This is a genomic window from Gordonia sp. HS-NH1, assembly GCF_001418765.1.
Taxonomy (GTDB): domain Bacteria; phylum Actinomycetota; class Actinomycetes; order Mycobacteriales; family Mycobacteriaceae; genus Gordonia.
This window is the reverse complement of the sequence record NZ_LIYC01000023.1, coordinates 1-24,865: the sequence shown is the minus strand read 5'-3', so window position 1 is coordinate 24,865 and position 24,865 is coordinate 1. Positions and strand designations below refer to the sequence as shown.

Genomic DNA, 24,865 nt, shown 5'->3' with positions numbered 1-24,865 from the left:
GAAAGGTCACGCCGATGACCCAGCTCGACGACCTCAGTGCCTACCTCGTCGCCGGCCGGGTCAGCTCGTCCGCCCCGGAGGGACAGCGCACCGAGACGGAGGTCCGGACCGTACCCCAGGGCATCGCCGACGGCGAGGAGGCCGAGCGTCTCGGCTTCCGCAACGTCTTCCTCTCCGAACGCTGGAATCTCAAGGAGGCCGCGGTGGTGCTCGCCGCGGTGGGGGCGCGGACCGAACGGGTCGGTCTGGCAACCGGTCTCGTCTCCCCGGGCCGCCGTCACGTCCTCCACATGGCGGCGTTCGGGGCCACCATGCACGCGGCGTTCGGTCCACGGTTCATCCTCGGTCTCGGGCGCGGTGACAGCGCCCATCTACGGCACGAAGGACTCCGGACCGCCGGCTTCGACGGCATCTGCGATTACGTGGACATTCTCCGACGACTGTGGCGCGGCGAGAAGGTGTCCTACGACGGTCCGGCCGGCCGATACGAGGGGATCAAGCTCGGCGACGTCTACGACGGCCCGGCCCCGCAGGTCTGGTATGGAACATTCGGTATGCCGCGGGCGGCGGCAGCGGTGGCGCGCGCGTTCGACGGGGTGATCCTGCCGCCGATGATGACCCCGGAAGCCACCTCGGGAAGCGTTGCGCGACTCCGGAAGGCGTGTGAGCAGATCAACCGCGACCCGGCGAGCCTGCGGGTCGTCCAGTGCGTGGTGACCGCGCCGGATCTGGGTGACGAGGAGACCCGGACTCTCGCGCACGCCCGTGCGGTCACCTATCTACAGGCCCAGCAGTACGGCGACGCCCTGACGGCGGTGAACGGATGGGATCCGGGACCGATGCATCGCCTGCGGACCGCACTGGAAGAGGTTCGGCAGCAGGCGGGGGACGAGTTGGTGGACACCGCATTCCACCGCCGCGAGCTGCTGGAACCGGCGCGCCTGGTACCGGATTCGTGGATGGACGACTCCTGCGCCTTCGGGTCGGCGTCGGACTGCGTGACCGCCCTGGGGTCGTATCGGGACGCCGGTGCGGACGAGGTCGCGACCTATGGCAGCACCCCGGGTCAGAACGCGGCACTGGCCCGGCTGTGGGCGGAGACGAAGGAGCCCGCGATCTCCTCGGTGTGACGCCGCACGGTCCGACCATCGACAACGTCCCCGCGACTCACGAGTCGCGGGGACGTTTCATCGTCCAGGTGCCGGTCGTCACCCGATGACGGTCACCCGGCCGGTGTCGCCGTCGACTCGGAGGACCTGCCCGTCGCGGATCTGCCTGCTCCCGGTCTCGGTGCCACAGACGCACGGGATGCCGATCTCGCGGGCCACGATCGGGCCGTGGCTGAGCAGACCGCCGAAATCGGTGACGACGCCCCCGGCGACCATGAACAACGACACCCAACTGGGGTCGGTGGTCTCGCACACCAGGATGTCCCCGTCGTCGAGTTCGGTCTCGGCGGGATCGCTGACCACGCGCGCGCGGCCCTCTACCTGCCCCGCACTGGCGGCGACACCGATGACCACACCGCCCACGTCCAGGGTGACGTCGCTGTCCTCGTCGACCTTGCTCACCGCGGGGTATCCGGCCCAGGCCTGCGGGACCCGGATGCCCTGACGCTGGGCGAACCGGTCGATGCGCTCGGCGACGACCGCACTCTGATCGCCGCTGATGCCCGCTACCAGTGCGTCGTACCGCAGATGGAAGACGTGCTCGCGATCGCTGATGACGCCGCGTTCCACGAGGAGGTCGCCGAGCCTGCGGGCGGCGGCGCGAGCGACGTCGTAGGTGACCAGATAGCCGGCCTTGCCCTGTTCGCGCAGCGCGAGGAAGCGGCCCGCGACGCGGACCATCCACGCGGTGGGCCGACGCCGTAACCGGGGTGTGGCGGCCAGGAGCCGGTGTACGGTGTCGTCGCGCAGCTGTCGTTGCGCCGCGCTGCGGTGTTGTGGGGCGCGCGGGCTGTCCTCGTCGATCGCACGGTAATCCGCGAGCCGGGAACGCACCGGTGCCAGATTCTCCCGCCACGTGATCCCGTGCAGCTGCCCCTCGTTGGGTCCGTGGTAACCGTGCCGGTCGACGAAGTCCTGCTCGGAGATCCTCCCGTGGGCCAGTGCCCACAGGTCGTAGGCGACCTCGTTCTCGTCCGAACCCACCCCGGACAGCAGGTGTTGTTCGAGACCGGGGAACCCGCCCGCAGCGGCGGCCTCGGCCACCTTGTCCGCGAGCGCCGAGCTGATGAACGCGACCCCCATGTGGATGGACATGATGTCCTCGAATCGTGTTCGCGCATCGGCGAGCACGGCGAGGCAACCGACTTCGTCCAGATCGGCGATCCGCGGCAGCTGGGTCAATCGCCAGCGTCGTAGTTCGGCGAACATCGCGTCGTGGCGCTTGGGTACCCCGGTGACCCAGCGCGGTGCCTTCGCCAGGATGGCGGGGTAGCGGCCGACGGTGTTGGCGTCGACCGTGTCGGGGCGCACGTAGCCGAAGAGTTGCTGTTCGATCGCGGTGGCCGACGTCCCCGGAAGCACATTCGCGATCTCCCGGAACTTGTCGATGTTACCGGCGCCCCACCCGGCGAAGAGACTCCAGAAGCAGTCATCGACCCGGCCGGGAATCTTGACCTCGTCCGATGGGAGGGCGCCGAGGTCGTGGAACATCCGCCGGAAGGCGAGTTCCATCGGTCCGAAGACGAAGCTGATGCCGAAGGTGCTGAACACACCGGGGAACGCCTCGGCGACGTTACCGGTGGTCCACGTGGTGGATTCGGGGACGTCCGCGCTGTCCAGCGTGTCCAGCATGGTGTCGACTGTCGTGGTCATGACTCTGAATACTCCTGTTGTGCATGGGTCTCCAGCAGAGACACGAGGTCTGCGGACGGATCCACCCCCGGATCGGTATCGGTCAGCCCGGAATATTCGGTCACCCACCGCCGGATGGTGGCGAGGCCGGGATCGTCGTGGCGTCCGTCGACGATGGGAAGGGCGCCGTCGAAGACGACTCCGGCGCCCGCGTCGACGGTCACCGTACGACCGGCGAGAGTGGTGATGGTGCCGGCCCCGCAACCCACGACGCACGGCACGGCCATCTCGCGACAGACGACCGCGGCGTGGGACGTCGAGCCGCCGAACTCGGTCAGTACCGCCACTGCCACCGACATCGCGGCGACATCGTCGGGATCGGTCGTCTGCCTGCCCAGGATCACGTCGGTACCGTCCTCGGCGAGGTCCTGGGCCTCATCGGGGTCGGTGACGATCACGCCGGTCCGGATACCCGGCGACGCGGGCTTGCCCGTGGCCAGTACCTCGGCGGCGCCCGCTGCGGCAGCGTCGAGGTGCGGTTTCTGCAGTGCCCGAACCTGATCCGCGGTGACGCGACGCAACGCATCGGCCGGCGTGATGAGACCTTCGGCCACCATGTCGACCGCGCACCGGACAGCGGCTTCGGGGGTGCGCTTGGCTGCCCGGGACTGCAGCAGCCACAGCCTGCCCTCCTCGACGGTGAACTCGATGTCCTGGAGGTCGCGTCCCTGCCGCTCCAGTGTCTCGCTCACCGTGAGCAACTCGGCGTGGATGCCGGGCATCGTCTCCGCGAGGACGGACAGCGGTACCGCGTCCATGCGCCCGGAGACCACGTCCTCGCCCTGTCCGCGGGAGAGCCACTCGCCGTATGCGCCCGGCGCGCCGGTCAGCGGATCACGGGAGAACAGCACGCCGGTACCGGAATCGGCACCGAGGTTGCCGAACACCATGGCCTGGACGGTGACCGCCGTACCGCTCGCGTCGTCAAGTCCTCGCGTGGCTCGGTAGGAGACCGCGCGCGGCGACTGCCAGGAGTCGAGCACCGCTCGAATCGCCTCGTGCAGCTGTTCTCTGGGATCCGCCGGCGCCGGCGTGCCCACGACCTTGGCGAACTGTTCGGTGAAGCGGTGTCTGGTGTCGGCAGCGTATTGCGGATCACCCGATTGGCCGGCGAGTGCGGCTTCGATCTCATCGGTCATCCCGAGATTGAGGACGGTGTCCATCATGCCCGGCATGCTCACCGCGGCGCCGGATCTCACCGACACGAGTAGCGGCCTCCGGGAGGATCCGAAGCTGCGACCGGTCTCCGATTCGAGGTGCGCGAGAGCGGAGTCGACCTGGGCCCAGAGTCGTTGCGGCACTGTGCGGCCGTGCTCGTAGTACTCGCGACAGATGGCCGTGGTGATGACGAAGGCGGGTGGCACCGCGATGCCCAGGGCGCGCATGTGCTGGATGCTCCAGGCCTTTCCGCCGATGAGTTCGCGGTGGTGGTCGGTGGTCCCGTCGAGGACCACGACCTCGGTGGTGACATCGTTGCGATGTCCGGCGATGGTCACAGTGCACGTCCTGCAGCTGCTTCGGCGGCGCGGGTACGCCCGGTCAGGCCGATCAGCTCTTCGTGCAACTCGAACCAGACGGTGTGATAGCTGTCGGCGATCGGCCGTGCGAACCACGACGTGTCCCCGGACTCCACCTTCTCGAGTGCCGCGGTGAAACGAGTGGGGTAGCGGGTCAGCCGGGGCGCTTGCTCGACGACGCGCGACAGCAGCGGCGCAAACCTCTCGTGCAGAGCGCGAAGGCCGGTGACGATCGCGGCGTCATAGGCGGCGTCGGAATGATCGTTGGGTGTGGACTCGTCCTTGAGCTGCCAGCGAGTCATCAGGGCCTTGAGGTCGTCGTTGAACGCATCGAACTCCTCGTAGGCGCTGGTGAGGGCGTCGGTATCGAGGGTGGCGCGTTCGGCGTCCAACAGCTCCGCCAGGCGTGTCCGACCTTCCGGCGTGGTCTTGTACCGGCCGTTCGTCTCGGCGGCGAAACCGGCGGCGACCAATGCCTCGAGGTCAGCGGTCATCGTGTTCGAGTCGAGGCCCACGCTGTCGGCGAGGTCGTCGGCCCGCACCCGGCCCTTGAGGCGCAACGCTTGCAGGACGATCAGTTGTTCGGTCATGGGTCTCCTCAGTGAACGCGGTGGACGATGCCCTGCTCGAAGAAGCCGGCACCCGGACTTCCGTCTAGCTCGAGGGTCATGAAGTCGTCATAGGTCCCGAAGGCCGGACCCTCGGTCTCGGCGCCCATGGGGACGAAGAATCCTGCGTCGCGCCGGTGCATGACGCAGGTGAGTTCCTGGCCGTCTTCGAGCGTGAAACGTGCGGCGAGGAACTGGGCTGCGGCGGTCCGGCGGAAGGTCACGTCCTTGATGTGGCGAGAGCCGTCGGCGTCGATCAGGTAGCCGTCGGTCGCGAGCGTTCCGTCCGTGCCGAGGAATTTCATGACCGACAGGAACGAGTCGCCGAAGACGGCCACGAGCCCCGCGTACTCGGCCCACTGGGCGGCCTCGTCGCGGAAACCCCAGGTACGGTCGCGCATTCCGAATCCGTCCACGTCGGCGCGGGTGCCGCGTAGGTCGATCGTGCCGAGCATCGAGCATGCCTGCTGAAAGTGCTGGAGCGGCTTGCCGGGGACCAGCGGCGGGATGAGTTCGTGCAGAGAGAAATCGGCCGGGGTGTGTAGTGGCGTGTTGACGAACTGCGCCCGGAGTTCCGGGTGGTCGACGGTGATGGTGCCGTCGAGGCCGAAGGTCAGCGATTCACTGGCATAGGTTCCCCGGTCCAGCGGCTCGATGATCTCGATCTGGTCGCCGCCGACCAGCAGCGAACACCTGGCCCGCCGCGCGCCGTCGCCGTTGGGGGAGGTGGAGAAGTGGAAGCTGCCGAAGATCCGGTGCTCGACATCCCAGTAGGACAGGTAGGCATTATCCTTCCAGATCGGATCCCCGGGGCCGGCGGCGTCATCGTGTAGTGGTTCGGCCAAGGGGCCCCAAGCGGTTATGCCGGGTGCGGACGTGGTGACGGTCATGTGTGGCCTCCGTGAAGGGTGCTCAATTTTGAACTGGAGATAAAAACTGACCCGGACTCTACAGCGTATAGTCGGACGTGACAAGGATCACTTCTCTATGGATCGGAGACCCGGATGGCACACGGGGTGGGTTTGGATGCCGATCGGATTGTCAAGGCCTGCTTGGCGATAGCTGACGAAGAAGGTATCGGGCAGGTCACCATGCGACGGTTGTCGCGCGACCTGGGTGTCACGCCGATGGCGATCTATCACCACGTCGCGAACAAGGACGAGCTGTTGGATCTGGTGCTGGACGAGTCGCTGCGAGCCGTCGACCCCGTCGATCCGGAAGGTGGGGCGTTCGACGAGCTGATGCGATGGGGCGCCGACTTCCACCGGTTGCTCGTCGATCACCCCTCGCTGGCGCACGAGATGGCCATGCGACGGCTCGAGGGGCCGGTGGCGGTCGGTGTTGCCGGCCGGATACTCGCCCTTCTCCTGCGGACCGGGGTGCCCGATGAACACGCCGACGAGCTGCTGGTCGCGTTGTTCAGCTATGTTCTCGGCTCGGCGCTGTACCGGAACTCCCGGAGTGCGGAATCCATGCGTCGCGGTGGGCGTTCGCTTCCCGCCGACTTCGCCGAGGGGAGGGCGGGCATGCGCGACCGCCTCGCCGACACCTCGATCACCGACCAGCGCTTCGCCGGGATTCTCGCCGTGCTGATCCACGGGTACCTGACGCCGCGAGGTGTCGCGGACGTGTCCGGGGCCCAGGCGCCACTACAGACGTGAGCCACCGTCCTCGAGTACCTGCATCAGCTGAACCATGATCTCGTGCAGAGCTTCCCGATCCTGGGGCAACGACGTCTGCTCGTAGCCGACCAGCAGGAAGACCGACCAGTGCGCGAAATGGTGCGCGAGTTGTCTGTCGTCGACGATTTCCGCGGCAGAGGTGAACACGACGTCGAAACGTTTGCGGTCGACCTCCTCCTGGATGAGGCGAGCGCGCTGATCGAGGTTGCTCCAGGTACGGATCGCTCGTTCGGCACCGTGCGGGAGGCTCAGGCCGATGTCGATGATCGCCGCCAGTCGTTTCCGCGGATCACTGATGGCCGTCAGGAGGTCGATCGCGCGGATGGTGCGGACCTCGAGCCAATAGGCGAGCAAACCGTCGGTGTAGTCCGCCCAGTTCGCGAAGTAGTGGTAGAAGGAGCCCGACGTCACCCGGAGACGCGCGCAGACCTCGGCGAGCTTGAGTCCTCCATAGCCCAGATCGGACAGGACCGTGAGGCCTGCCTCGAAGTACGCATCGCGGGACAGGACGGTGCTCATGGCGTTCTCCTCTCAACGATCTTCGGCTAACGGGTTGACCATAACTATACTTATGCTATCTTCGTTGTGACTCAGCTCATACAGCTCCTCGATATCCGATCTTCGCAGGTGGGCGGGGTTCCATCTTCGAATTGAATCGAAGTTACATTCAGAAAGGAGAATCTTCCATGGGTTTCACTGACGCGGCCGAGGTTCGGAAGTACATCGGAGGCATCTTCGAGACAGCATTCGACGATCCCGAGATCGGCCCAAAGCTCGTCGACAGCGGCCTCGTGTTCGCCTTCGACTTCAGCGGGCCGGAGGCCGTCGTGGTGGTCGACGCGGTCAACAAGCGGATCTACGACGGCTTCGAGGGGAGTCCGGAGCCGATGGCGACGATGGTCATGCCCGCTGATACCGGCAGTGCCTACTGGCAGGGCAAGGTGAATCTCCCACTGGCCATGGCCAAGAAGAAGATCTCGGTGACCGGCAATGTCGCCAGCCTCCTCAAGCTCGCGCCGCTGGGGAAGAAGCTGTTCCCCGTCTACATCAACAACCTCAAGACCGACGGTCGGGAGGACCTGCTGGTCTGACGTCGAGATCCACCCCCACCGCCGCATCTTTCAGAGAAGAGAGCACCCATGTATCCGGGAACCCATGCGCAGACGACACCGGACAAGGCGGCCATCATCATGGCCGGCACTGGTCGGACCGTGACCTATCGCGAACTCGACGATCACTCGGCCGACCTGGCCGCAGCCCTGCACGGCATGGGTTTGCGAAAGGGTGACGCGATCGCGCTGCTGTCCGAGAATGCCCCCGAATGTCTTGAGATCTATTGGGCAGCAGTTCGATCGGGACTGTACGTGACTTCGGTGAACTGGCACCTCGCCGCGTCCGAGGCCGCCTACATCGTGGCCGACAGCGGCGCGCGTGTGCTGTTCGTCTCGGCCGGCGTCGGCGAACTCGCGTCCAAGGTGGTCGCCGAACTCGGTGACACCGATACCCGCACAATAGCTTTCGGCGGAACACTGGAGGGATTCGAGACCTACGGCGATGTGCTCGCCTCGGCCGGCCCCCGACTCACCGATCAGCCACGCGGCTCGGACATGCTCTACTCCTCCGGTACCACCGGGCGACCGAAGGGTGTCAAGCCGGCGCTGCTACCGATCCAGGTGGACCAGCCCGGCGACCCGATCACGGGCCTGGTCCAGCACGTGTTCAAGGTGACCGCTGACGACGTCTACCTCTCACCGGCGCCCATGTATCACGCGGCACCTCTCAAGTGGTGCGGTGCGGTGCAGGCGCTCGGCGGAACCGTCGTGATCCTGGAGAAGTTCGAGGCCGAGAGCGCGTTGGCCGCGATCGAGCGATACCGCGTGACGATCACCCAGATGGTTCCGACGATGTTCGTGCGGATACTCCAGTTGCCCGAGGAGAAGCGCGCCACCTACGACGTGTCCTCGCTGCGCGTGGTCGTGCACGCGGCCGCGCCGTGCCCGCCGGATGTCAAGCAGGCCATGATCGATTGGCTCGGACCGATTCTCGTCGAGTACTACAGCGCCACCGAGCAGCACGGCACCACCATCATCACCTCGCCGGAGTGGCTGACGAAGCGCGGCTCGGTCGGCAAGTCCGCTCTCGGACCGGTGCACGTGTGCGACGACGAGGGCAACGAATTGCCCACGGGCGAGGTGGGACTCATCTACTTCGAGCGTGAGCAGCGGCCGTTCGAATACCACAACGACCCGGAGAAGACGAAGGCCGCCGAACATCCGGCCCATCCGAACTGGACGACGGTGGGTGACCTCGGATATGTCGACTCCGACGGCTACGTCTTCCTCACCGACCGCAAGGCGTTCATGATCATCTCCGGCGGCCTCAACATCTACCCGCAAGAGGTGGAGAATGTCCTCACCCTGCATCCCAAGATCTTCGACGTCGCGGTGATCGGCATTCCCGACGCGGAGATGGGGCAGCAGGTCAAGGCTGTCGTCCAGCTGCGCGACGGGTACGAGGGTTCCGAGGACCTCGCGGAGGAGATCCTCTCCTACACCCGCGAACGTATCGCCCACTTCAAGACCCCGAAGACCGTCGATTTCGTCGACGAACTGCCCCGCACCGCCACCGGAAAGCTCGTCAAGCGCGAGATCGAGAAGAAGTACCTGGCGGCGGGAGCGCAGGCATGACGAGCACGCTGACCACGGTCGTCCGTCCCTACGACCCGCTGAGTATCTCGTCCCTCGATTTCTGGGCGAAGAGTGCGGACGAGCGGGAACAGACCTTCGCCCGGCTGCGCGCCGAGCGCCCGGTCAGCTGGCATCGCCCGCTCGAGGGTGCCCTCATGCCGCCGGAGAACGACGGCGTGTGGGTGGTCACTTCGCACGAACACATCAGCGAGGTCAGCAAGCATCCCGAATTGTTCTGCTCGGGGCAGGGTTTCCAGTTCGAGGAGATCCCCGAGGATCTGCTCTCGGCGGCGGGTTCGTTCCTCGGCATGGACGATCCGCGTCACGCGTCACTGCGCAAGCTGGTCAGTTCGGCCTTCACGCCCAAGCAGGTCGCCAAGATCCACGATCAGATCAAGAACCAGGCGCGGCTGATCGTCGACGGACTCATCGCACACAAGGAGGGCGACTTCGTCGAGGCCGTCTCCAAGAGACTCCCCATGTGGACCATCTACGAGATGATGGGCCTCGAGGACCTCGACCAGCGCGAAGAGGCCGCCCACCATGCCGACGGCATGGTGTCGTGGGCCGACGAGGACGTCGCGGCCGGTCGCGAGCCCGGCGAGGTCCTGAACGAATCCCTCGTGGGCCTGCTCTCGATGGGATTCGAGTTCGCCGAGGAACGGCGTCGCAACCCGAAGTCCGACCTGATGACCGGACTGGTGAACGCCGAGGTCGACGGCGAGAAGCTGACCGACGAGGAGATCGCGTCCTTCTTCGTCCTCCTGTCCGTCGCGGGCAACGACACCACTCGCAACTCGATCAGCCTCACCACCAGGGCATTCCAGGACTTCCCGGCGCAGCGGGAACTGCTGCTCGCCGATTTCGACGGGCGGATCCAGCCGGCCATGGAGGAGTTCGTGCGGTGGGCCTCACCGGTCATGACCTTCCGCCGCACGGCGACCCAGGACACGGTCCTCGGCGGCCAGGAGATCAAGGCCGGTGAATGGGTCGCGATGATCTACTCGTCGGGCAACCGCGACGAGAAGGTCTTCGAGAACCCGAACACGTTCGACATCACCCGGTGGCCCAATCCGCACGTCGGTTTCGGCGGCGGCGGTCCGCACTTCTGCATGGGGAGCTTCGTCGCGAAGATGCAGCTGCGCGAGATCTTCGACCAACTGCTGCATCGCGCTCCGACCCTGCGAGTCGGTGAACCGGAGTACCTCACGGGCAACTTCGTGCGTGCCGTCAAGTCCATGCCCTACACCCTCTGAGCGGAGAAACCATGTCTGAATTCAACGGAAAGCGGTTCGTCGTCACCGGCGCCGCGTCGGGTATCGGCGCGGCGACCGCCTCCAAGATGCTCGGGCTCGGCGCCGAGGTGCACAGCCTCGACCGCAACGTGCCCACCGTCGCGGTCACCTCGCACACCGAGGTCGACCTGGCGAATCCGAACAGCATCGATGCCGCGATCGAATCCCTCGAGGGTTCCTTCGACGGTCTGCTGAACATCGCCGGCGTACCGGGGACCCTCCCGGGTGAGCTGGTCTTCGCGGTGAATTCGCTTGCTGTGCGGCACCTCTCGGAGGCATTCTTCGAACGGTTGAATCCGGGCGGAAGCATCACCATCGTCAGTTCCACCGCCGGGTTCGGTTGGCCGGCGCGTCTCGAACAGATCCGTGACGTGCTCAGCACCGACACCTTCGAGGAAGGGTTGGCGTGGTTCAAGTCGAACCCCCAGGAGGGCAACACCTACAACTTCTCCAAGGAGGTCTCCACCGTCTACACCATGTCGATGGGACTTGCCCTGGCGGAGATGGGGTTCCGGATCAACGCGGTTCTGCCGGGCCCGGTCGAGACGCCCATCCTGACCGACTTCGAGGAATCGATGGGCAAGGACACCCTGGACGGACTCAAGAACCTGCTGGGTCGCCATGCGGAGCCCGACGACATCGCCGGTGTGCTGGTGTTCCTGGCCTCCGACGTGGCGCACTGGGTCAACGGTCAGGCACTGCCCGTGGACGGCGGCGTGACCGGGGCCGTGCTGACGGGCGTCGTCCCGGCGCCCGAGATCTGAGGATCGCCGACATGGCAACGTCGATACAGGGCCTCCAGACGGTCGACCACGAGCGGATGATGGCATCCGTGCGGGAGACCTTCGCATCCGGACGCACCCGTGACATCGAGTGGCGACTCGGGCAACTGGCCGCCATCGAGCGGCTGCTCGCCGAGCGTGAGCGCGAGATCGCCAAGGCCCTGGCCGAGGACCTCGGGCGCAGCGCGTCCGAAGCGTGGTTGGGTGACATCGCGTCGACTGCCGGCGAAGCGGCCTATGCCCGTAAGCATCTGAAGAAGTGGATGAAGCGCAGGCGGGTCCCGTTGCCGCTGAACCAGCTGCCGGGGCGCGGCTGGGTGCAGTACGAGCCGCTCGGCGTCGTGCTCGTCATCGGCCCGTGGAACTACCCGGTCTACCTCACCCTCGGCCCGCTGATCGCGGCGGTCGCGGCCGGCAACTGCGCCGTGGTCAAACCGTCCGAGCTCGCTCCGGCCACATCGGCGCTGCTCACCAGGCTGATCCCGGAGTACCTGGACTCCTCGGCGATCACGGTCGTCGAGGGTGACGGCCTGGTGACACAGGAGCTTCTCGCACTCGGATTCGACCACGCCCTGTTCACCGGCGGAACAGAGATCGGCAAGAAGATCATGGCGGGCGCCGCCGCCACGCTCACACCGGTGACACTGGAACTGGGTGGCAAGAGTCCCGTCATCGTCGCCGCCGACGCCGATCTCGACGTCGCGGCCCGGCGGATCGCCTGGGTGAAGATGCTGAACTCAGGGCAGACCTGTATCGCACCGGATTACGTACTCGCCCATCGCGACATCGTCGACCGGCTGGTCGAGAAGATCGCCGCCACGATTGCCGAATTCCGTTCGGCTGAGGATGATTCGGCGCTTCGGATCGTGAACCGTCGTCAGTTCGACCGCCTCGCGAACTACCTCGCCACCACCACCGGGACGATCGTCACCGGTGGCGCGACCGACGAGGACCGGCTGACCATCGAACCGACGGTCATCCTTGATCCCGCGCCGACCGACGCGGTGATGCACGACGAGATCTTCGGGCCGATCCTTCCGGTGCTGACCGTGGACTCCATCCCCGAGGCCATCGCGTTCGTCAACCAGAGGTCCAAGCCGCTGGCGATGTACGCGTTCACCTCGTCGAGCGCGTTGGGGCGTCATCTGATCGACTCCATCCCGTCCGGGGGAGCGGTGATCAACCACATCGCGATGCACTGCCTGGTACCCGCGTTGCCCTTCGGCGGGGTGGGTGACTCCGGGATCGGTGATTATCACGGACAGTGGGGGTTCGAGCGTCTCAGTCACCGCAAGGCCGTGCTGTCGAAGACCGCCAGGCCCGACATCCGTCTCATCTATCCGCCCTACTCGGTGCGGGATCTGGCAATCATGCGAAAGCTGTTCTGAGGTGGCGTAACCCGCCACCGGTCGGAGGAAGAAATGAAGGTAATGCTCGACAAGGCCCGGTGCACCGGGCTGGGAATCTGCGAATCACTCGCGTCGGACTTCTTCGAGATCGACGACGACGGTTCACTACTCGTTCTCAAGGACGAGGTCACCGACGCCGACCTCATGGAGGTCGAAGAGGCCATCGCCGGTTGCCCGACCGAGGCACTGCGAGTTCTCCGGGATGCCGGATGAGCGGCTTGGACGGCCGGGTCATCGTCATCACCGGTGCCGGCGGCGGACTCGGCCGCGAATACGCACTGTCGTGCGCGGGCGAAGGTGCGCGGATCGTCGTCAACGATCTCGGTGGCAATCGTGACGGCACCGGCGGAGGATCGGCCATGGCCGACGAGGTGGTCGCCGAGATCCGCGACCGAGGCGGTGACGCGGTCGCCAACTACGACGACATCTCCGATGTCTCGGGTGCACTGGCACTCGTGGGCACCGCGATCGACAAATTCGGCCAGATCGACGGCGCGATCCACAACGCGGGCATCCTGCGTGACTCGAGTTTCGCCAAGTTGTCGCCTCAGGACTGGGACGCGGTGATGAAGGTCCACCTCTACGGTGGTTTCAACGTCACCAGCGCGGCGTGGCCGCACTTCCGGGAGCAGAAGCACGGCCGGATCGTGGTCGCCACGTCCACCAGTGGCCTGTACGGCAACTTCGGGCAGGCGAACTACGGCGCCGCGAAGGCGGGGCTGGTCGGTTTGATCAACACCCTGGCCATCGAAGGTGCGAAGTCGGGGATCACCGCCAATGCCGTTGCACCGCTTGCCGCGACTCGGATGACTGCCGACGTCGCCCCTCGCGAGGTCCTCGACAGGCTCCCGCCGGAGTTCGTCGCCCCGGTCGTCACACACCTGGTCAACCCGATCTGTACCGAGACCGGCTCGGTCTTCGTGGTCGGCGGAGGCCTGGTGCAACGCGTCGCCCTCTTCCAGGGCACGGGGACCACCTTCACCGAGCCGCCGACTCCGGCAGATGTCGCCGAGCGGTGGACGCAGATCTGCGACCTGACCGGCGCGACACCCGGTAGCAACCCGCTTGCCTGAAGTTCCACGGCCTGAGCCACCTGGCCGTGACCACCGGACCCAGAAGAGATCAGAAGAGAGAAGAGCAGTGAGCCCAGCACCGAAGAGCACAGCGAAGAACACCGCCGACATCATCGTGGTCGGAGCCGGCCACAACGGACTCGTCTCGGCCGCCTACCTCGCGCAGGCAGGCCTCGACGTCCTCGTCGTGGAAGCGTCGCCGACCGTCGGTGGCATGACGTCAACCAACCCGTTCCTGCCCGAGGCCCCCGGATACACCATCAACGAGGCATCGATGCAGGCCTCGCTGTTCCGTACCACCACGATCGACAAGGAACTGGGACTGTCCAGGAAGTTCGGGCTCAAGCAAACGGTCATCGACCCCGCGCACGTGCAGCTCAACTACGATGGCACGTCCTTGGCCATGTGGCGGGATCCCCAGCGGACCGCCGATGAGCTGCGCTACTTCTCGCCGTCCGACGCCGAGGCGCTTCTGGACCTGTACCGGGTCATCGACGCGGCAGTGGAGATCGGTCTGCCGCTGATGCAGACCAGCCCGGTCAAGCCGGACATCAAGAAGGTTCTGCAGGCCACCAAGGGGATGGTCAAGAACCGCAAGGAGCTCGTGGCGGTCGGGCGCTGGATGGCGTCGTCGCAGGCGGAGGCGATCGAGGACAGCTTCACCAGTGACGCGATCAAGGCGCCGCTGCTGATCGCGTTGCCGTTCATGCCTTTCGACGCGGACATGTCGGGATGGTCGCTGATCTACCTCGGTGTCCTCAGCAAGTACGGGGTGTCGATGTTCCACGGCGGTACCGGTGCACTCCCGGCCGCGCTGGTCAGCAGCCTGCAGTCCAACGGTGGACGTGTCCGCACCAGCGCTCCGGTCGAGGAGCTGGTCATGCACAACGGTCGCGTCACCGGCGTTCGGCTCGTGGGTGGCGAGGAGATCCACGCTCGCCGTGGCGTTCTGACCGCGTGCAGTCCGAAGACGACCCTGACACGTCTGCTCCCGGAGGGCGCGCTCCCGCGTGTGCTCCAGAACAAGGCCGACAAGATCCCGACGCGTCGGCGCGGGATCGCCGACTACAAGCTGAACATCGCGCTCAGCGGCAAGATCTCGATGGCGAAGCACGAGAAGTGGCGCGGCGACGGAATCGACCTCCGACTCGGCTGCAACTCGTTCAACACCTATCAGGAGAGCCTCGACGCGGCCAAGGCCTGCGTCAGAGGCGATGTCCCCGAGCATATCCCGGGGCTGGGCCACGCAACCACCGCGTTCGACAAGGGGTTCGCACCGGACGGATGCGACATCTTCTGGTTCTGGACCGGTCTGACACCGTCGATCCCCCGTGAGCCGTGGGACGTGGTGAAGAAGCAGATCACCGAACGCGTGATCCGCGATGCATCGCACTATTACGAGGGGATCGAGACCCTCGAGGTCGCGCGCCGTGACCTGGCCTTGCCCGACATCGAGGACCGGTTCTGGGCCATCGACGGCAGCGTCTACCACGTGGATCCGGTCATCTCCCGATTCGGCCCGCTCAAGCCGGCCGACAAGTTCGCCGGCTACAACACCCCGATCCCGGGGCTGTACCTCACCGGTGCCGGGACGCACCCCGTCGCCGGTATCTCGGGTATGCCCGGACAGAACGCGGCCCGGGTCATGCTGAAGGAGTTCCGCAAGGAGGACGGCGCGGGTCTCGGTGACCGACTCCGTTCGGGTCTGGTGCGTGAGAAGACGCTCGAGGCACGGTATGAGAAGGCGGTCTCGGCAACCCGATAGATCGCTCGACGCAACCCGCGCGGGTGCCGGTGGCTTCCCGGCCGGCATCCGTCGCGGGTTGCTTGCTGCCCGAAATCGGTGTCATGACGCGGGGTTTGGGCGATTTAGATGGCCTGGGCAAGCGACTTGGTCGAGCGATCCAAACGGGGGTTGACCATAGGTGTGCTTATGGTTAAGGTTCCTTGTGATCCGCGACACAAACAGCATCGATGCGAACCGCTTGCTTAATCAAATATCGATTAAATTCCGGAGCTGGTCTCCGAAGGTCTTCTGAGAGGAAGGTATGCGCGATCTTCAAGTCTCGGCCTCCGAGGCCGAGATTCTCACCGCCCGGGATGAGATCGCCCGTCCCCCGCGCCCTTCCGGCGGCGGACTCGGTGCGATCGCAACCAGGGTGGGTGCCGGCACGGTCAAGTACCTGAGGACCGTTCCGAAGCAATCGGTCGCCACGATGGGGCGGGCCGCCACCCTGACCGCTGACGTGCTGCGATACTCGGTGACCGAGACCCTCCGGATGCGGCTACCGATGGTGGAGACGCTGGAGCAGGCCTGGTTCCTCCTCACGGTGACTGCACTGCCTGCCCTGTTGATCGCGCTGCCGTTCGGCACGGAGATCTCGATCCAGGTCGGCGCCGTCGTCAATCAGGTGGGCGCCAAGTCGCTCGCCGGTGCCGCCAGCGGAATCGGGGTGATCTCCCAGGGCGCGCCGATCGCGGCCGGACTCCTCATGGGCGGCGCAGCGGCGTCGGCGATCGCGGCCGACCTCGGCGCCCGATCAATTCGCGAGGAGATCGACGCGATGCGCGTCATGGGCGTCGATCCTGTTCAGCGACTGGTCCTCCCGCGGTTCCTGGCGATCCTCATCATCTCGCCGATCCTCTGCGTGATCATCGTGGCATCTGCGGTGGCCGCCGGATTCGTTCTCGCAGTGTCGATCAACGGCGTCATCCCGGGTAGCTTCTGGCAGTCCTTCGGTGCGTTCGCGACCCAGACCGACTTCTACTTCGCCATCCTCAAGACGATGCTGTTCGGCATGGAAGTGGTCATCATCGCGAGCCTCCGCGGTCTCGAGGCCAAGGGCGGCCCCCGGGGCGTCGCGGACAGCGTGAACGCATCGGTGGTGCTGGGGTTCGTCGCGGTGTTCATCACCAACCTCATGACGACCCAGCTCCAGACCATGTTCTTTCCGAGTCAGGTGGGCTGATCGATGTCATCTCCGACGAAATATTCTGTCACCCCGGGTCTGTCGCGAACCGGCCGCTGGCTCTCGACGAGCGTCTTCAGCATTCAGGAGGGGATAGGACGGTGGGCGCTGTTCACCTTCCAGACCGTCGTGAACATCCCGTTCGCCATCCGCCACTATCGCAAGCAGACACTCAAGACCATGAACAGCATGGCGTGGGGCCGTGGATCGATCATCGTCGACGGCGGAGTCATCTCGCTGCTGATGATCCTCGGTGTCGCGATCGGTGTCGCCGTTGCCATCGAGGCCTACAACACGTTGAACCTCATCGGGTTCGGACCGCTGACCGGTGTCATCGGCGCCTTCCTGAACATCCGTGAGATGGGTCCGATCATGACGGGCATCGGTTTCGCCGCGCAGGTCGGTTGCCGCATGACCGCTGAGATCGGTTCGATGCGTATCGCCGAGGAGATCGACGCCACCGAGACCCTGGGCATCCGCTCGATCCCCTTTGTCGTCGGTACTCGACTGGTCGGCGGAATGCTCTGCGTGATACCGGGTTATCTGCTCTCGCTGGCGATCGGGTTCATGACCGCGAGTCTGTTCGTCAAAGTCGTGCACGGGGCGCCGGCAGGCACTTACGACCACTACTTCTCGCAGTTTCTCGACCCGGTAGAGGTCATGTACTCACTGATCAAAGCGGTGACATTCTGTGCGGTGATCACGATCATCCACTGTTACTACGGCTTCTTCGCGTCCGGAGGGCCGGAAGGGGTCGGGCGTGCGTCCGGGCGGGCAATCCGCGCGAGCCTCGTCATGACCATCGTGTTGAACCTCGTGATGACCATCCTGTTGTGGGGTCTTCACCCGGACCTGATCTTCAAGGGGTGAACTGATGGTCTCCGGATTTCTGATCGGATCAGACCGACACCGGCAAAAGGTGTTACGGCGATCGGGTGCGATCATCGTGGCGGTGGCGATCATTGCCACGCTGATCGGGGTGTACGCCGTTCCGGCACTGACACCCGACGATCCCGACATCGTGACGGTCACCATCGACACACCGGCGGTCGGACCAGGCGTCGAGGCCGGCACCGAGGTCGTTCTGCATGGTGCGCCCGTCGGAAAGGTGACTTCCCTCGATGTCGACCAGGTCGGCATCACGTCCCTGACCCTCGAACTCGACCGATCCTCGGTCGCCGGCCTCGGACGCGACTTCGTCGTCGACTTCCGGCCGAAGAACTACTTCGGTATCACCGGACTGAACATCGCCGACACCGGTGATGCCGCTTTCGGAGAGGTCCGCGACGGTGATCATCTGACGCGTGATCCGGGGGCGGACTACACGATGGCGACCATGATCGAGCAGGGCTCGGACGTGGCCAACGGCTCGCTCGTGCCCGAGACGATGGACGCGATCAAACGAGTCCTGTTGTACTCCTCGGCCTTCGAGCCGCTGATCCACACCGGTGTGGTCCTCGCCGATGTGGTCGAACGGACTCAGCGCGAGATGCCGGCAGAGCTGATCGCGAAGTACAACGCCATCGTCGATGCACTGCCGCCGTTCGTCGACGGATCGATCTCGGCGCTGTTCCACTTCTACAACAGCGAACTCCGCGCGGCGGGTGACGAGGTGCAGAACAACTTCACCTCGACGCTGAAGGCGATCTCGGACAACTTCTTCTCGATGGTCGGCACGCTGCTGAAGTCGAACCAGGCAAACCTGACCTCGACGGTCCAGATGGCCACCGAAGCCGCGACGGTGCTCCCGGCCATCGGCCAAGGCGTGCTCACGCCGGTCACCGTGCGGGACCTGGTGCAGCGACTCGACGGCGCCTTCACCACGAAGGACGATGGCACAACGGTTCTCAAGGTCAACCTCGCACTCGAGCTGCTCCCTGCGCTCGCCGTGCCGTTGACCTCCATGACAGCTCGCGGGGGACGATAGATGAACGGCCGATTCACCGGCGCGGCCCGGATTCTCCGTCCGCTGTGGAAGCTCATCGCCGCCGCAGCCGTCGCAGTGATCCTGTTCGCAGCCATCACCAACGGGATCAAGAATCCCGTCGAGGGCGACACCGCCCGGTACACAGCAGATTTCACCGACGCCTCGGGCCTGAGGCCGAATGCCGATGTTCGTGTCCGAGGGGTGAAGGTCGGCAAGGTCACCGGTATCGAGATGCGCCAGTCGGAGAGCGGCGGGGCGCATGCGGAGGTGGCCTTCACCCTGCTGGAGCCGCACAAGCTCACCGATCAGACCAAGGCGGCGGTGAAGTATGCCAACCTGTCCGGGGTCCGGTACGTCGACGTGACGGGTGTGGACGGACCAGGTGAGCCGGTGACCCGTTTGCCGGTCGAGCAGACGGTTCCGTCGTTCGACATAACCGAGTTGTTCAACGGATTGCAGCCGGTGCTGCAGACACTCAGCCCCGAGGAGATCAACACCTTCTCGCAGAACGCCCTGACCGTTCTGCAAGGTGACGGCGGCGGACTGGCGCCGATGCTGAAGAGCGTGGACACGCTCAGCCGGTATGCGAGCGATCGGCAGCAGGTGATCTCGGTGCTGGTGTCCAACATGTCGCGGATCTCGGACACACTCGGCGGAAAGTCGCCGCAGATCATGGAGTTTCTCCGCGACATCGAGGGTCCGGTCGATTCGACGCTGACCGTGCTCGACGAGTTCCGCAAGGCCAGTGACTACGGACCCTCGTTCATGGGCGTCTTGAACTCGATCCTGGCCGGGCTCGGCATCCAACCCGACACCGACGTCGACCGCATCCTCACCGAGGCGTTCCCGACGATCGACAATCTGTGGCGCTCACTCGAGATGCTCCCCACGATGTTGGAGGGCCTACAGTCCCCGGTCACCGCGCCCATGCCCGAAAAGCGCTGTTCAAGAGGTGAACTGGCACTTCCTGCGATGGCGAAGGTCCTGATCAACGGAAGTGGAGTGGTCATATGCCGAGCGTGACGCGTGCGTGGAAGCGAGTACGCGCCAACGACTTCCTGACGGGCCTGGTCGCGGTCGGACTGGCCGCCGTGCTGATCGCCGGGGTGAGCTACTTCTACCTGGCACCCCCCGGACGACAGGCGGTCACCTTCACCACGCGCGACGCGGCGTCGTTGAGCGGAGGAGAAGACGTGCGCGTCGCGGGAATCTCGGTGGGCAAGGTCGCCGACGTACGACTGCGCGCCAACGACGTCGAGGTCGAACTGGATGTCACCGATGACGTCGTCGTGGGGGACCGTTCCAGCATCCGTGTACAGCTGTTGACCGCAGTCGGCGGCTACTTCGTGTCGCTGGTCCCGGCCGGCCGCGCCACCGAGGGCAGCCTTGCGATTCCCGCGGACCGGGTGACCGTGCCGTACACCATAGCCGACACACTCCAGGAGTTACCGCGCATCACCGATGAGGTGGACGGTGACCCGATCGAGAGCACGCTCGCCCAGGTCGCCGACGGTCTCGGCGAGAACTCGGCGTCGTTGCGGCACCTCATCGATGGACTTCAGTCGATCTCGACGATCGTCGACAAGCAACGGAGCCAGGTCGATTCGGTGCTGGCGATGGCGAGCAACTACATGACGACGTTCGCCAACAGCCGGGAGTTCGTCTTCGAGCTGATCCGCAAGGTCAATGTCGCGCTGTCGCAGTTCTACACCTACCGGGCGGGATTCTCCGAGGCCTACCGGCAGCTCGGTGGCGTTCTCCAGCGACTCGGGGCGGTCTCGAACTTCTACCTGAACCACTCCGACCAGATCTACGCGGCAGTGGTCGGCGCGCGGAACACCGCGGACCGGCTGCGCAACGGCATGGACGCCATGATCGACAACCTCGGTCCACTCCAGGCAAGGCTGACCTCGTTGGTGGCGCCGGAGGGCGCACCGAACGCGAACTCCGCCTTCGTGCTGGACGCGACCGCGATGTGCCTGCCGGTAGCAGGAAGGAAGTGCTGACGTGAAGCGAAAGGCGATGAGGTCGACCGTGTGCCTGGCCGTGGCGGCGACCGTGGCCGCTGTCGCGACCACCACCTCGGGAGTGGGCACCGCGCAGGCACGGTCGGAGGGTGGCTATTGTGCGATCCTGCCCGACTCGATCGGACTGTATGCGGGCAACAAAGTGACACAGATGGGGTATCCGATCGGCACGATCGAGTCGATACAGCCGCAGGACACCGGTGTCCGCGTGGTGTTCTCCATGGACACCGACCGGTCGATCCCCGCCGACGTCGAGGCCGTGACCCGATCGAAGTCGGTGCTCGCCGATCGCTCGCTGGAACTCGTCGGCAACTACCGCGAGGGGCCGCGGCTGCGTGCCTCCGAGTGCATCCCCCTCGAGCGTGCGCACACTCCGCAGAGCATCTCGCAGATCACCGGTTCGGCGGCCGATCTGATCGATCAACTCGCCCCGGAAGGTGACACCCGGTCGCTGGAGGGATCGATCGAGGAGATGTCGGGTTCCCTGGTCGGCACGGGGCCGCGCGCGGCGAACCTCATGCGCACAGCAGCATCCGCAGCGCAGAGTCCGGAACGCACCATCGCCGACATCGGCTCCATCATCACGATGACCGCGCCCCTGACGAAGGACGCGCTTGCGCGGTGGGGTGACATCTCGTCGATCATCACCAAGCTCCCGGAGGCGACCGACGTCGCGGCGCGGGTCCTCTGGCCCGGAACCGTGAACATGATCTACGGCATGCAGCCCGTGCTCCTGCTGATCTCCGACATCGAGCCGCGCTACGGCGAGTACCTGTACCCGACACTCGATGTGCTGGCCGACGCAATCCACGTCGCCGCGACGCGCGTGGGTGACATCAAGAAGGCGCTGGGCGCGATCCCGACCCTGGCGGAGAACGTCGCCCTGGTCGCCGAACGCGGACGAGGTGCCGGCCTTCGTATCCGGCCTCCGGAGGTACGGGTGCGCGCCGCCGTCGGAAAGGTGTGGTGCGCCCGCGTCAACGCGGTGAAGCCAGGCAGCTGCACGACCGAAGGAGCCGACACACGGATGGTCCGTGTCGGGGTGCTGGACCTACTGGTGGCTGGAGTCCGAGGATGATCACACAAGTGCGCGGACGGCTGGCGACAGTGGCAGCCGCGATCATCGTGACGGTCGTCCTCGGCGGATGCACGATCAATCCCGGCGAGCTCGCCTCGTCGGTCCGTTCGGCAGGCGACGGTGAGACGATCACCGTCCAGTTCGACGACACGCTGAATCTCCCGGAGGGCTCCGACGTCACGTTCAACGGGACCAAGGTGGGATCGGTGACCGGGGTGGCGTTGCGCGGCGATCATGTCGACGTCGCCGCGAAACTGACCGGACAGGTGCGTATTCCGGCCGATGTGACCGCGTCGATCCGCCAGAACACGGTGCTCGGCGATCCCTATGTGGCTCTGTCCGCGACCAGCGGCGGCGCCGGCGTCATCGAACCGGGCGGGCTCATCCCGCTGTCGCAGACGACATCTCCGCCCCCGCTCGAGGACACCCTCGCCGTGGTCGCGAACTTCGTCAACGGCGGCAGCATCCAGAACATGCAGGACGTGATCCGGACGATGAACACGGCTCTGCCCGACATCCGCCAGACCAGGCGCGTCGCGAAGATCTCGGCGATCGATCTGAGCAGTCTGTCCGAACACACACGACAGCTCGACGGGATGATCCGCGGGCTCGATGCCACCGCGCGTACGGTGATTCCCCGCCTGCCCGACATCGAGGCGATGCTCTCTCCCGAGGGCATGCACTACTGGAGTCAGTTGGGAAAGCTGTTCTCCGGCATCGGCATTGTCCTGCCGAGTATCGGCAGCGTATTCGAGGGAGGCTACTGGCTGATGCCGTTACTGCGAGGTGTGGACGGGAGCATCGGCACCGTGCGTCAGGGGATCGAGGCCATCGGTGCGAATCAGGAGTTGTTACAGCAGTTCCTGTCGAAGAGCCTGTTCCCGTTCATCCGGAAAGCAGGGCTCGAGATCGTCTCCGCCTCCACACCCGACGGCAACGAGATCATCGGCGACGTGACCAAGGTCCTCCGGATGCTGGGAGCGGTTCGATGAGGCGCGGCCAGTCGGCACTCAACGGCCGGACCCTGGCGTCGATCGCCGGGCTGCTGGCGCTGATCGTCGCGTCGCTCGCCTACCTGAACTCGCTGGGCCTGTCGGTCACGAACAACGTGAACGTGCGGAACGCCACCATGATGGTGCAGCACACCAATGGTCTCGTCGTCGGCTCCAAAGTGCTGCTCCGAGGTGTACCGATCGGTCGGGTCACCGCCGTGAAACCCTCTGTCGAGGGTGTGCGCATCGAGTGGAACTACAAGGACAAGTACACGATTCCGGTCAACTCGGCCTACCGGGTCGACAACCTCTCGGCACTCGGCGAGACGTATCTGGGGATCACCCCGAAAACCGATTCGGGTCCGGTGCTCTCCAACGACGTCGTACTGACGGCGTCGACGGTGACCGTCCCGACCACCGTCGATGAACTGTCGGCGCGAGTCACCCGCTTCCTCGAACAGATCGACAGCAGGCAGGTCCGTTCGATCGTCGACGAGATCAACGAGGGGCTCCCGGCTGATCAAGAGGTGCTGACCAATATCCAGCACGCGAGCGCGCTCCTCGAGACGACCATCCTGGCAACCCGAGGGTCGCTGACCACCTTGCTGACCGACTTCCAGCCGTTGCTGACCAACGGAGCCGACATCAGCGGCTCGCTCGCGGCATCCGGGGACCCGGTGGAGCGCTTCGCGATCGGCTTGTCGAAGTTCCTCAGTGAGGGCGGCAAGAAGGCGTCGACGAGTGCGGACGGCCAGGACGGGTTCATCGTCACCACCAACGCCCCGACCTCGCTCAACCGGGAGGCCAAGCCGCTGCTCGAACACGTACAGAAATTCCTCGACGAGGCGGCTCCGGACCTGCGGGTCCTCAGCGACGCCGCACTCCCGTCGGTGGCCGCCGGTGCGAGCAGCCTACGCAGCGTTGACCTCGGTGCGCTCGTGCGGACCGCACTCGCCACCGCGGGTACCGGCAACGGTCTGGTCGTCAAAGTGGGTGGTAGGTGACCGCTGACCCGGCAGGACCCGATCCGCATGAACAGACGTCGAAATCAGGAGAAGCACCGATGAGCACCCCCACCGTGAACGCCGAGAAGCGCACAACCGAGACCGATGACGACCCGACCACGCCTGCAACCGAATCGGCGACACAAGCCGGCGTCAACGGCGCGAAGGGTGCAGGCGGTGATTCGATGCTGGCCCGCGCCTCCGGGGTCACCTTGGGGCTCAAGCAGATCGTTGCCGGCGTCGTGGTCCTCGGCATGATCGCGGCGATCGGCATCCTCGGCTTCGTCGTCGCAGACAAGTCGGACACGGTCAGCACCATGCAGGCGGAGGCTGCCTCGGCCGCCACCGCCCAGCAACGCGCACTCGACTACGCCACCGGCGCCGCCGAGATGAACTACCAGGATCTGGCCGCCTGGAACGAACGGTTGACCGCCAACACGTCTCCCGAGCTCACCGCCAAGCTCACCGAGGCGTCGTCGTCGATGGAGCAGGTCATCGTGCCGCTGCAGTGGACGTCGACGGCGCAACCGATCGCCGCGAGCGTCAAGTCCCACGAGGGCGATGTGTACGTCGTTGCCGCATTCGTGAGCGTGATGACGAAGAACGCGCAGGCCCCGGACGGCGTCCAGTCCACGGCCAGTTACACCGTCACCATGGACAGCTCGAAGGACTGGCTGATCACCGATGTCGGCGGCATCGACGGCGCTGTCGCACCGAGATGAACCGCTGTCGCACCGAGACGAACAGCCGATGTCGCACCGAGACGAACGATCAGACCACACGTCGCCGGCCGGCCGACCAGATCAACGGGAGAGCATGATGGGTGTCGAGGTCAGTGTCGAGAATCTGACGAAAACATTTGGTTCGCAGAATATCTGGCGAGATGTGTCGTTGACGTTGCCGGCTGGTGAGGTCTCTGCCCTGCTGGGGCCGTCGGGTACCGGTAAGTCGGTG

General features: G+C 65.5%; 25 protein-coding genes. 20 read left to right on the top strand and 5 right to left on the bottom strand.

Annotation, left to right across the window (positions count from 1 at the left end; translation table 11 throughout):
- Positions 1–14 precede the first annotated feature (14 nt).
- The gene (locus AMD30_RS15720) at positions 15–1,130 is read left to right on the top strand and encodes a TIGR03857 family LLM class F420-dependent oxidoreductase (protein ID WP_055476269.1); all 1,116 of its coding nucleotides are present in this window, start codon (positions 15–17) and stop codon (positions 1,128–1,130) included.
- Between the two features lie 78 nt (positions 1,131–1,208).
- On the opposite strand, the gene AMD30_RS15715 is transcribed toward AMD30_RS15720, so the two are convergent.
- The 4 genes from AMD30_RS15715 to AMD30_RS15700 are packed head-to-tail and all read right to left on the bottom strand — an operon-like array spanning position 1,209 to position 5,876.
- Positions 1,209–2,822 (bottom strand): PEP-utilizing enzyme, encoded by a 1,614-nt coding sequence (locus tag AMD30_RS15715; RefSeq protein ID WP_231632737.1) that lies wholly within the window; start codon positions 2,820–2,822, stop codon positions 1,209–1,211.
- Positions 2,819–4,351, bottom strand: a complete 1,533-nt coding sequence (locus tag AMD30_RS15710) for a pyruvate, phosphate dikinase (RefSeq protein WP_084817293.1) — start codon at positions 4,349–4,351, stop codon at positions 2,819–2,821. Before AMD30_RS15710 ends, AMD30_RS15715 begins: the two co-directional genes overlap by 4 nt.
- A 2-nt stretch (positions 4,352–4,353) precedes the next feature.
- Positions 4,354–4,968, bottom strand: coding sequence for a MarR family winged helix-turn-helix transcriptional regulator (locus tag AMD30_RS15705; protein ID WP_055476267.1), 615 nt, complete (start codon positions 4,966–4,968; stop codon positions 4,354–4,356).
- An 8-nt stretch (positions 4,969–4,976) separates the two neighbouring features.
- A complete protein-coding gene (locus AMD30_RS15700) occupies positions 4,977–5,876 on the bottom strand; it encodes a DUF7065 domain-containing protein (RefSeq protein ID WP_055476266.1) in 900 nt (299 codons plus the stop codon).
- Positions 5,877–5,990: 114 nt separating this feature from the next.
- On the opposite strand from AMD30_RS15700, the gene AMD30_RS25710 reads away from it, so the two are divergent.
- A complete protein-coding gene (locus AMD30_RS25710; RefSeq protein WP_084817290.1) occupies positions 5,991–6,647 on the top strand; it encodes a TetR/AcrR family transcriptional regulator in 657 nt (218 codons plus the stop codon).
- On the opposite strand, the gene AMD30_RS15690 is transcribed toward AMD30_RS25710, so the two are convergent.
- Entirely contained in the window at positions 6,636–7,187 is a 552-nt protein-coding gene (locus AMD30_RS15690) for a TetR/AcrR family transcriptional regulator (protein ID WP_055476264.1), read from the bottom strand. The two genes, AMD30_RS25710 and AMD30_RS15690, sit on opposite strands and share 12 nt — an antisense overlap.
- Positions 7,188–7,354: 167 nt before the next feature.
- On the opposite strand from AMD30_RS15690, the gene AMD30_RS15685 reads away from it, so the two are divergent.
- The 18 genes from AMD30_RS15685 to AMD30_RS25470 all read left to right on the top strand — a co-directional run.
- Positions 7,355–7,759 (top strand): SCP2 sterol-binding domain-containing protein, encoded by a 405-nt coding sequence (locus AMD30_RS15685; RefSeq protein ID WP_055476263.1) that lies wholly within the window; start codon positions 7,355–7,357, stop codon positions 7,757–7,759.
- A 48-nt stretch (positions 7,760–7,807) separates the two neighbouring features.
- Positions 7,808–9,355 (top strand): acyl-CoA synthetase, encoded by a 1,548-nt coding sequence (locus tag AMD30_RS15680; protein WP_084817289.1) that lies wholly within the window; start codon positions 7,808–7,810, stop codon positions 9,353–9,355.
- Positions 9,352–10,611 (top strand): cytochrome P450, encoded by a 1,260-nt coding sequence (locus AMD30_RS15675; protein ID WP_055476262.1) that lies wholly within the window; start codon positions 9,352–9,354, stop codon positions 10,609–10,611. The genes AMD30_RS15680 and AMD30_RS15675 overlap by 4 nt, the downstream gene beginning before the upstream one ends.
- Before the next feature lie 11 nt (positions 10,612–10,622).
- The gene (locus AMD30_RS15670; RefSeq protein WP_055476261.1) at positions 10,623–11,414 is read left to right on the top strand and encodes a coniferyl-alcohol dehydrogenase; all 792 of its coding nucleotides are present in this window, start codon (positions 10,623–10,625) and stop codon (positions 11,412–11,414) included.
- Between the two features lie 11 nt (positions 11,415–11,425).
- The gene (locus AMD30_RS15665) at positions 11,426–12,820 is read left to right on the top strand and encodes an aldehyde dehydrogenase family protein (RefSeq protein WP_084817288.1); all 1,395 of its coding nucleotides are present in this window, start codon (positions 11,426–11,428) and stop codon (positions 12,818–12,820) included.
- Positions 12,821–12,853: 33 nt separating this feature from the next.
- Positions 12,854–13,054, top strand: a complete 201-nt coding sequence (locus AMD30_RS15660; protein ID WP_055476260.1) for a ferredoxin — start codon at positions 12,854–12,856, stop codon at positions 13,052–13,054.
- On the top strand, positions 13,051–13,914 hold the full coding sequence (locus AMD30_RS15655) for an SDR family NAD(P)-dependent oxidoreductase (RefSeq protein ID WP_055476259.1): 864 nt from the start codon (positions 13,051–13,053) through the stop codon (positions 13,912–13,914). Before AMD30_RS15660 ends, AMD30_RS15655 begins: the two co-directional genes overlap by 4 nt.
- Before the next feature lie 67 nt (positions 13,915–13,981).
- On the top strand, positions 13,982–15,679 hold the full coding sequence (locus AMD30_RS15650; protein WP_055476258.1) for a phytoene desaturase family protein: 1,698 nt from the start codon (positions 13,982–13,984) through the stop codon (positions 15,677–15,679).
- A 451-nt stretch (positions 15,680–16,130) separates the two neighbouring features.
- Positions 16,131–16,883 (top strand): ABC transporter permease, encoded by a 753-nt coding sequence (locus AMD30_RS15645; RefSeq protein WP_223375313.1) that lies wholly within the window; start codon positions 16,131–16,133, stop codon positions 16,881–16,883.
- A gap of 3 nt (positions 16,884–16,886) precedes the next feature.
- Positions 16,887–17,753 carry an MlaE family ABC transporter permease gene (locus AMD30_RS15640; RefSeq protein WP_084817286.1) on the top strand — a complete coding sequence of 289 codons (867 nt, stop codon included), beginning with the start codon at positions 16,887–16,889 and terminating at the stop codon, positions 17,751–17,753.
- Positions 17,754–17,835: 82 nt separating this feature from the next.
- Positions 17,836–18,810: a hypothetical protein gene (locus AMD30_RS15635; RefSeq protein ID WP_156354294.1), complete on the top strand. Its 975-nt coding sequence runs from the start codon at positions 17,836–17,838 to the stop codon at positions 18,808–18,810.
- Entirely contained in the window at positions 18,811–19,833 is a 1,023-nt protein-coding gene (locus AMD30_RS15630) for an MlaD family protein (RefSeq protein WP_055476256.1), read from the top strand.
- On the top strand, positions 19,821–20,816 hold the full coding sequence (locus tag AMD30_RS15625; RefSeq protein WP_055476255.1) for an MlaD family protein: 996 nt from the start codon (positions 19,821–19,823) through the stop codon (positions 20,814–20,816). Before AMD30_RS15630 ends, AMD30_RS15625 begins: the two co-directional genes overlap by 13 nt.
- A gap of 1 nt (position 20,817) precedes the next feature.
- On the top strand, positions 20,818–21,915 hold the full coding sequence (locus AMD30_RS15620; RefSeq protein WP_055476254.1) for an MlaD family protein: 1,098 nt from the start codon (positions 20,818–20,820) through the stop codon (positions 21,913–21,915).
- On the top strand, positions 21,912–22,907 hold the full coding sequence (locus AMD30_RS15615) for an MlaD family protein (RefSeq protein WP_055476253.1): 996 nt from the start codon (positions 21,912–21,914) through the stop codon (positions 22,905–22,907). The genes AMD30_RS15620 and AMD30_RS15615 overlap by 4 nt, the downstream gene beginning before the upstream one ends.
- Positions 22,904–23,911 (top strand): MlaD family protein, encoded by a 1,008-nt coding sequence (locus AMD30_RS15610; protein WP_055476252.1) that lies wholly within the window; start codon positions 22,904–22,906, stop codon positions 23,909–23,911. Before AMD30_RS15615 ends, AMD30_RS15610 begins: the two co-directional genes overlap by 4 nt.
- A gap of 59 nt (positions 23,912–23,970) precedes the next feature.
- Positions 23,971–24,633, top strand: coding sequence for a hypothetical protein (locus tag AMD30_RS15605; protein ID WP_231632735.1), 663 nt, complete (start codon positions 23,971–23,973; stop codon positions 24,631–24,633).
- A 97-nt stretch (positions 24,634–24,730) separates the two neighbouring features.
- Positions 24,731–24,865 (top strand): ATP-binding cassette domain-containing protein (locus tag AMD30_RS25470; RefSeq protein WP_156354292.1); only part of this gene is annotated, 135 nt, incomplete at its 3' end.

Coding starts and splice junctions, on each gene's coding strand:
- AMD30_RS15675 (WP_055476262.1), top strand. CDS start 9,352: ATGACGAGCACGCTGACCACGGTCGTCCGTCCCTACGACCCGCTGAGT.
- AMD30_RS15685 (WP_055476263.1), top strand. CDS start 7,355: ATGGGTTTCACTGACGCGGCCGAGGTTCGGAAGTACATCGGAGGCATC.
- AMD30_RS15720 (WP_055476269.1), top strand. CDS start 15: ATGACCCAGCTCGACGACCTCAGTGCCTACCTCGTCGCCGGCCGGGTC.
- AMD30_RS15615 (WP_055476253.1), top strand. CDS start 21,912: ATGATCACACAAGTGCGCGGACGGCTGGCGACAGTGGCAGCCGCGATC.
- AMD30_RS15670 (WP_055476261.1), top strand. CDS start 10,623: ATGTCTGAATTCAACGGAAAGCGGTTCGTCGTCACCGGCGCCGCGTCG.
- AMD30_RS15700 (WP_055476266.1), bottom strand. CDS start 5,876: ATGACCGTCACCACGTCCGCACCCGGCATAACCGCTTGGGGCCCCTTG.
- AMD30_RS15605 (WP_231632735.1), top strand. CDS start 23,971: ATGAGCACCCCCACCGTGAACGCCGAGAAGCGCACAACCGAGACCGAT.
- AMD30_RS15625 (WP_055476255.1), top strand. CDS start 19,821: ATGCCGAGCGTGACGCGTGCGTGGAAGCGAGTACGCGCCAACGACTTC.
- AMD30_RS15665 (WP_084817288.1), top strand. CDS start 11,426: ATGGCAACGTCGATACAGGGCCTCCAGACGGTCGACCACGAGCGGATG.
- AMD30_RS15705 (WP_055476267.1), bottom strand. CDS start 4,968: ATGACCGAACAACTGATCGTCCTGCAAGCGTTGCGCCTCAAGGGCCGG.
- AMD30_RS15640 (WP_084817286.1), top strand. CDS start 16,887: ATGTCATCTCCGACGAAATATTCTGTCACCCCGGGTCTGTCGCGAACC.
- AMD30_RS15690 (WP_055476264.1), bottom strand. CDS start 7,187: ATGAGCACCGTCCTGTCCCGCGATGCGTACTTCGAGGCAGGCCTCACG.
- AMD30_RS15655 (WP_055476259.1), top strand. CDS start 13,051: ATGAGCGGCTTGGACGGCCGGGTCATCGTCATCACCGGTGCCGGCGGC.
- AMD30_RS15660 (WP_055476260.1), top strand. CDS start 12,854: ATGAAGGTAATGCTCGACAAGGCCCGGTGCACCGGGCTGGGAATCTGC.
- AMD30_RS15610 (WP_055476252.1), top strand. CDS start 22,904: ATGAGGCGCGGCCAGTCGGCACTCAACGGCCGGACCCTGGCGTCGATC.
- AMD30_RS15680 (WP_084817289.1), top strand. CDS start 7,808: ATGTATCCGGGAACCCATGCGCAGACGACACCGGACAAGGCGGCCATC.
- AMD30_RS15630 (WP_055476256.1), top strand. CDS start 18,811: ATGAACGGCCGATTCACCGGCGCGGCCCGGATTCTCCGTCCGCTGTGG.
- AMD30_RS25710 (WP_084817290.1), top strand. CDS start 5,991: ATGGCACACGGGGTGGGTTTGGATGCCGATCGGATTGTCAAGGCCTGC.
- AMD30_RS15645 (WP_223375313.1), top strand. CDS start 16,131: ATGGGGCGGGCCGCCACCCTGACCGCTGACGTGCTGCGATACTCGGTG.
- AMD30_RS15715 (WP_231632737.1), bottom strand. CDS start 2,822: ATGACCACGACAGTCGACACCATGCTGGACACGCTGGACAGCGCGGAC.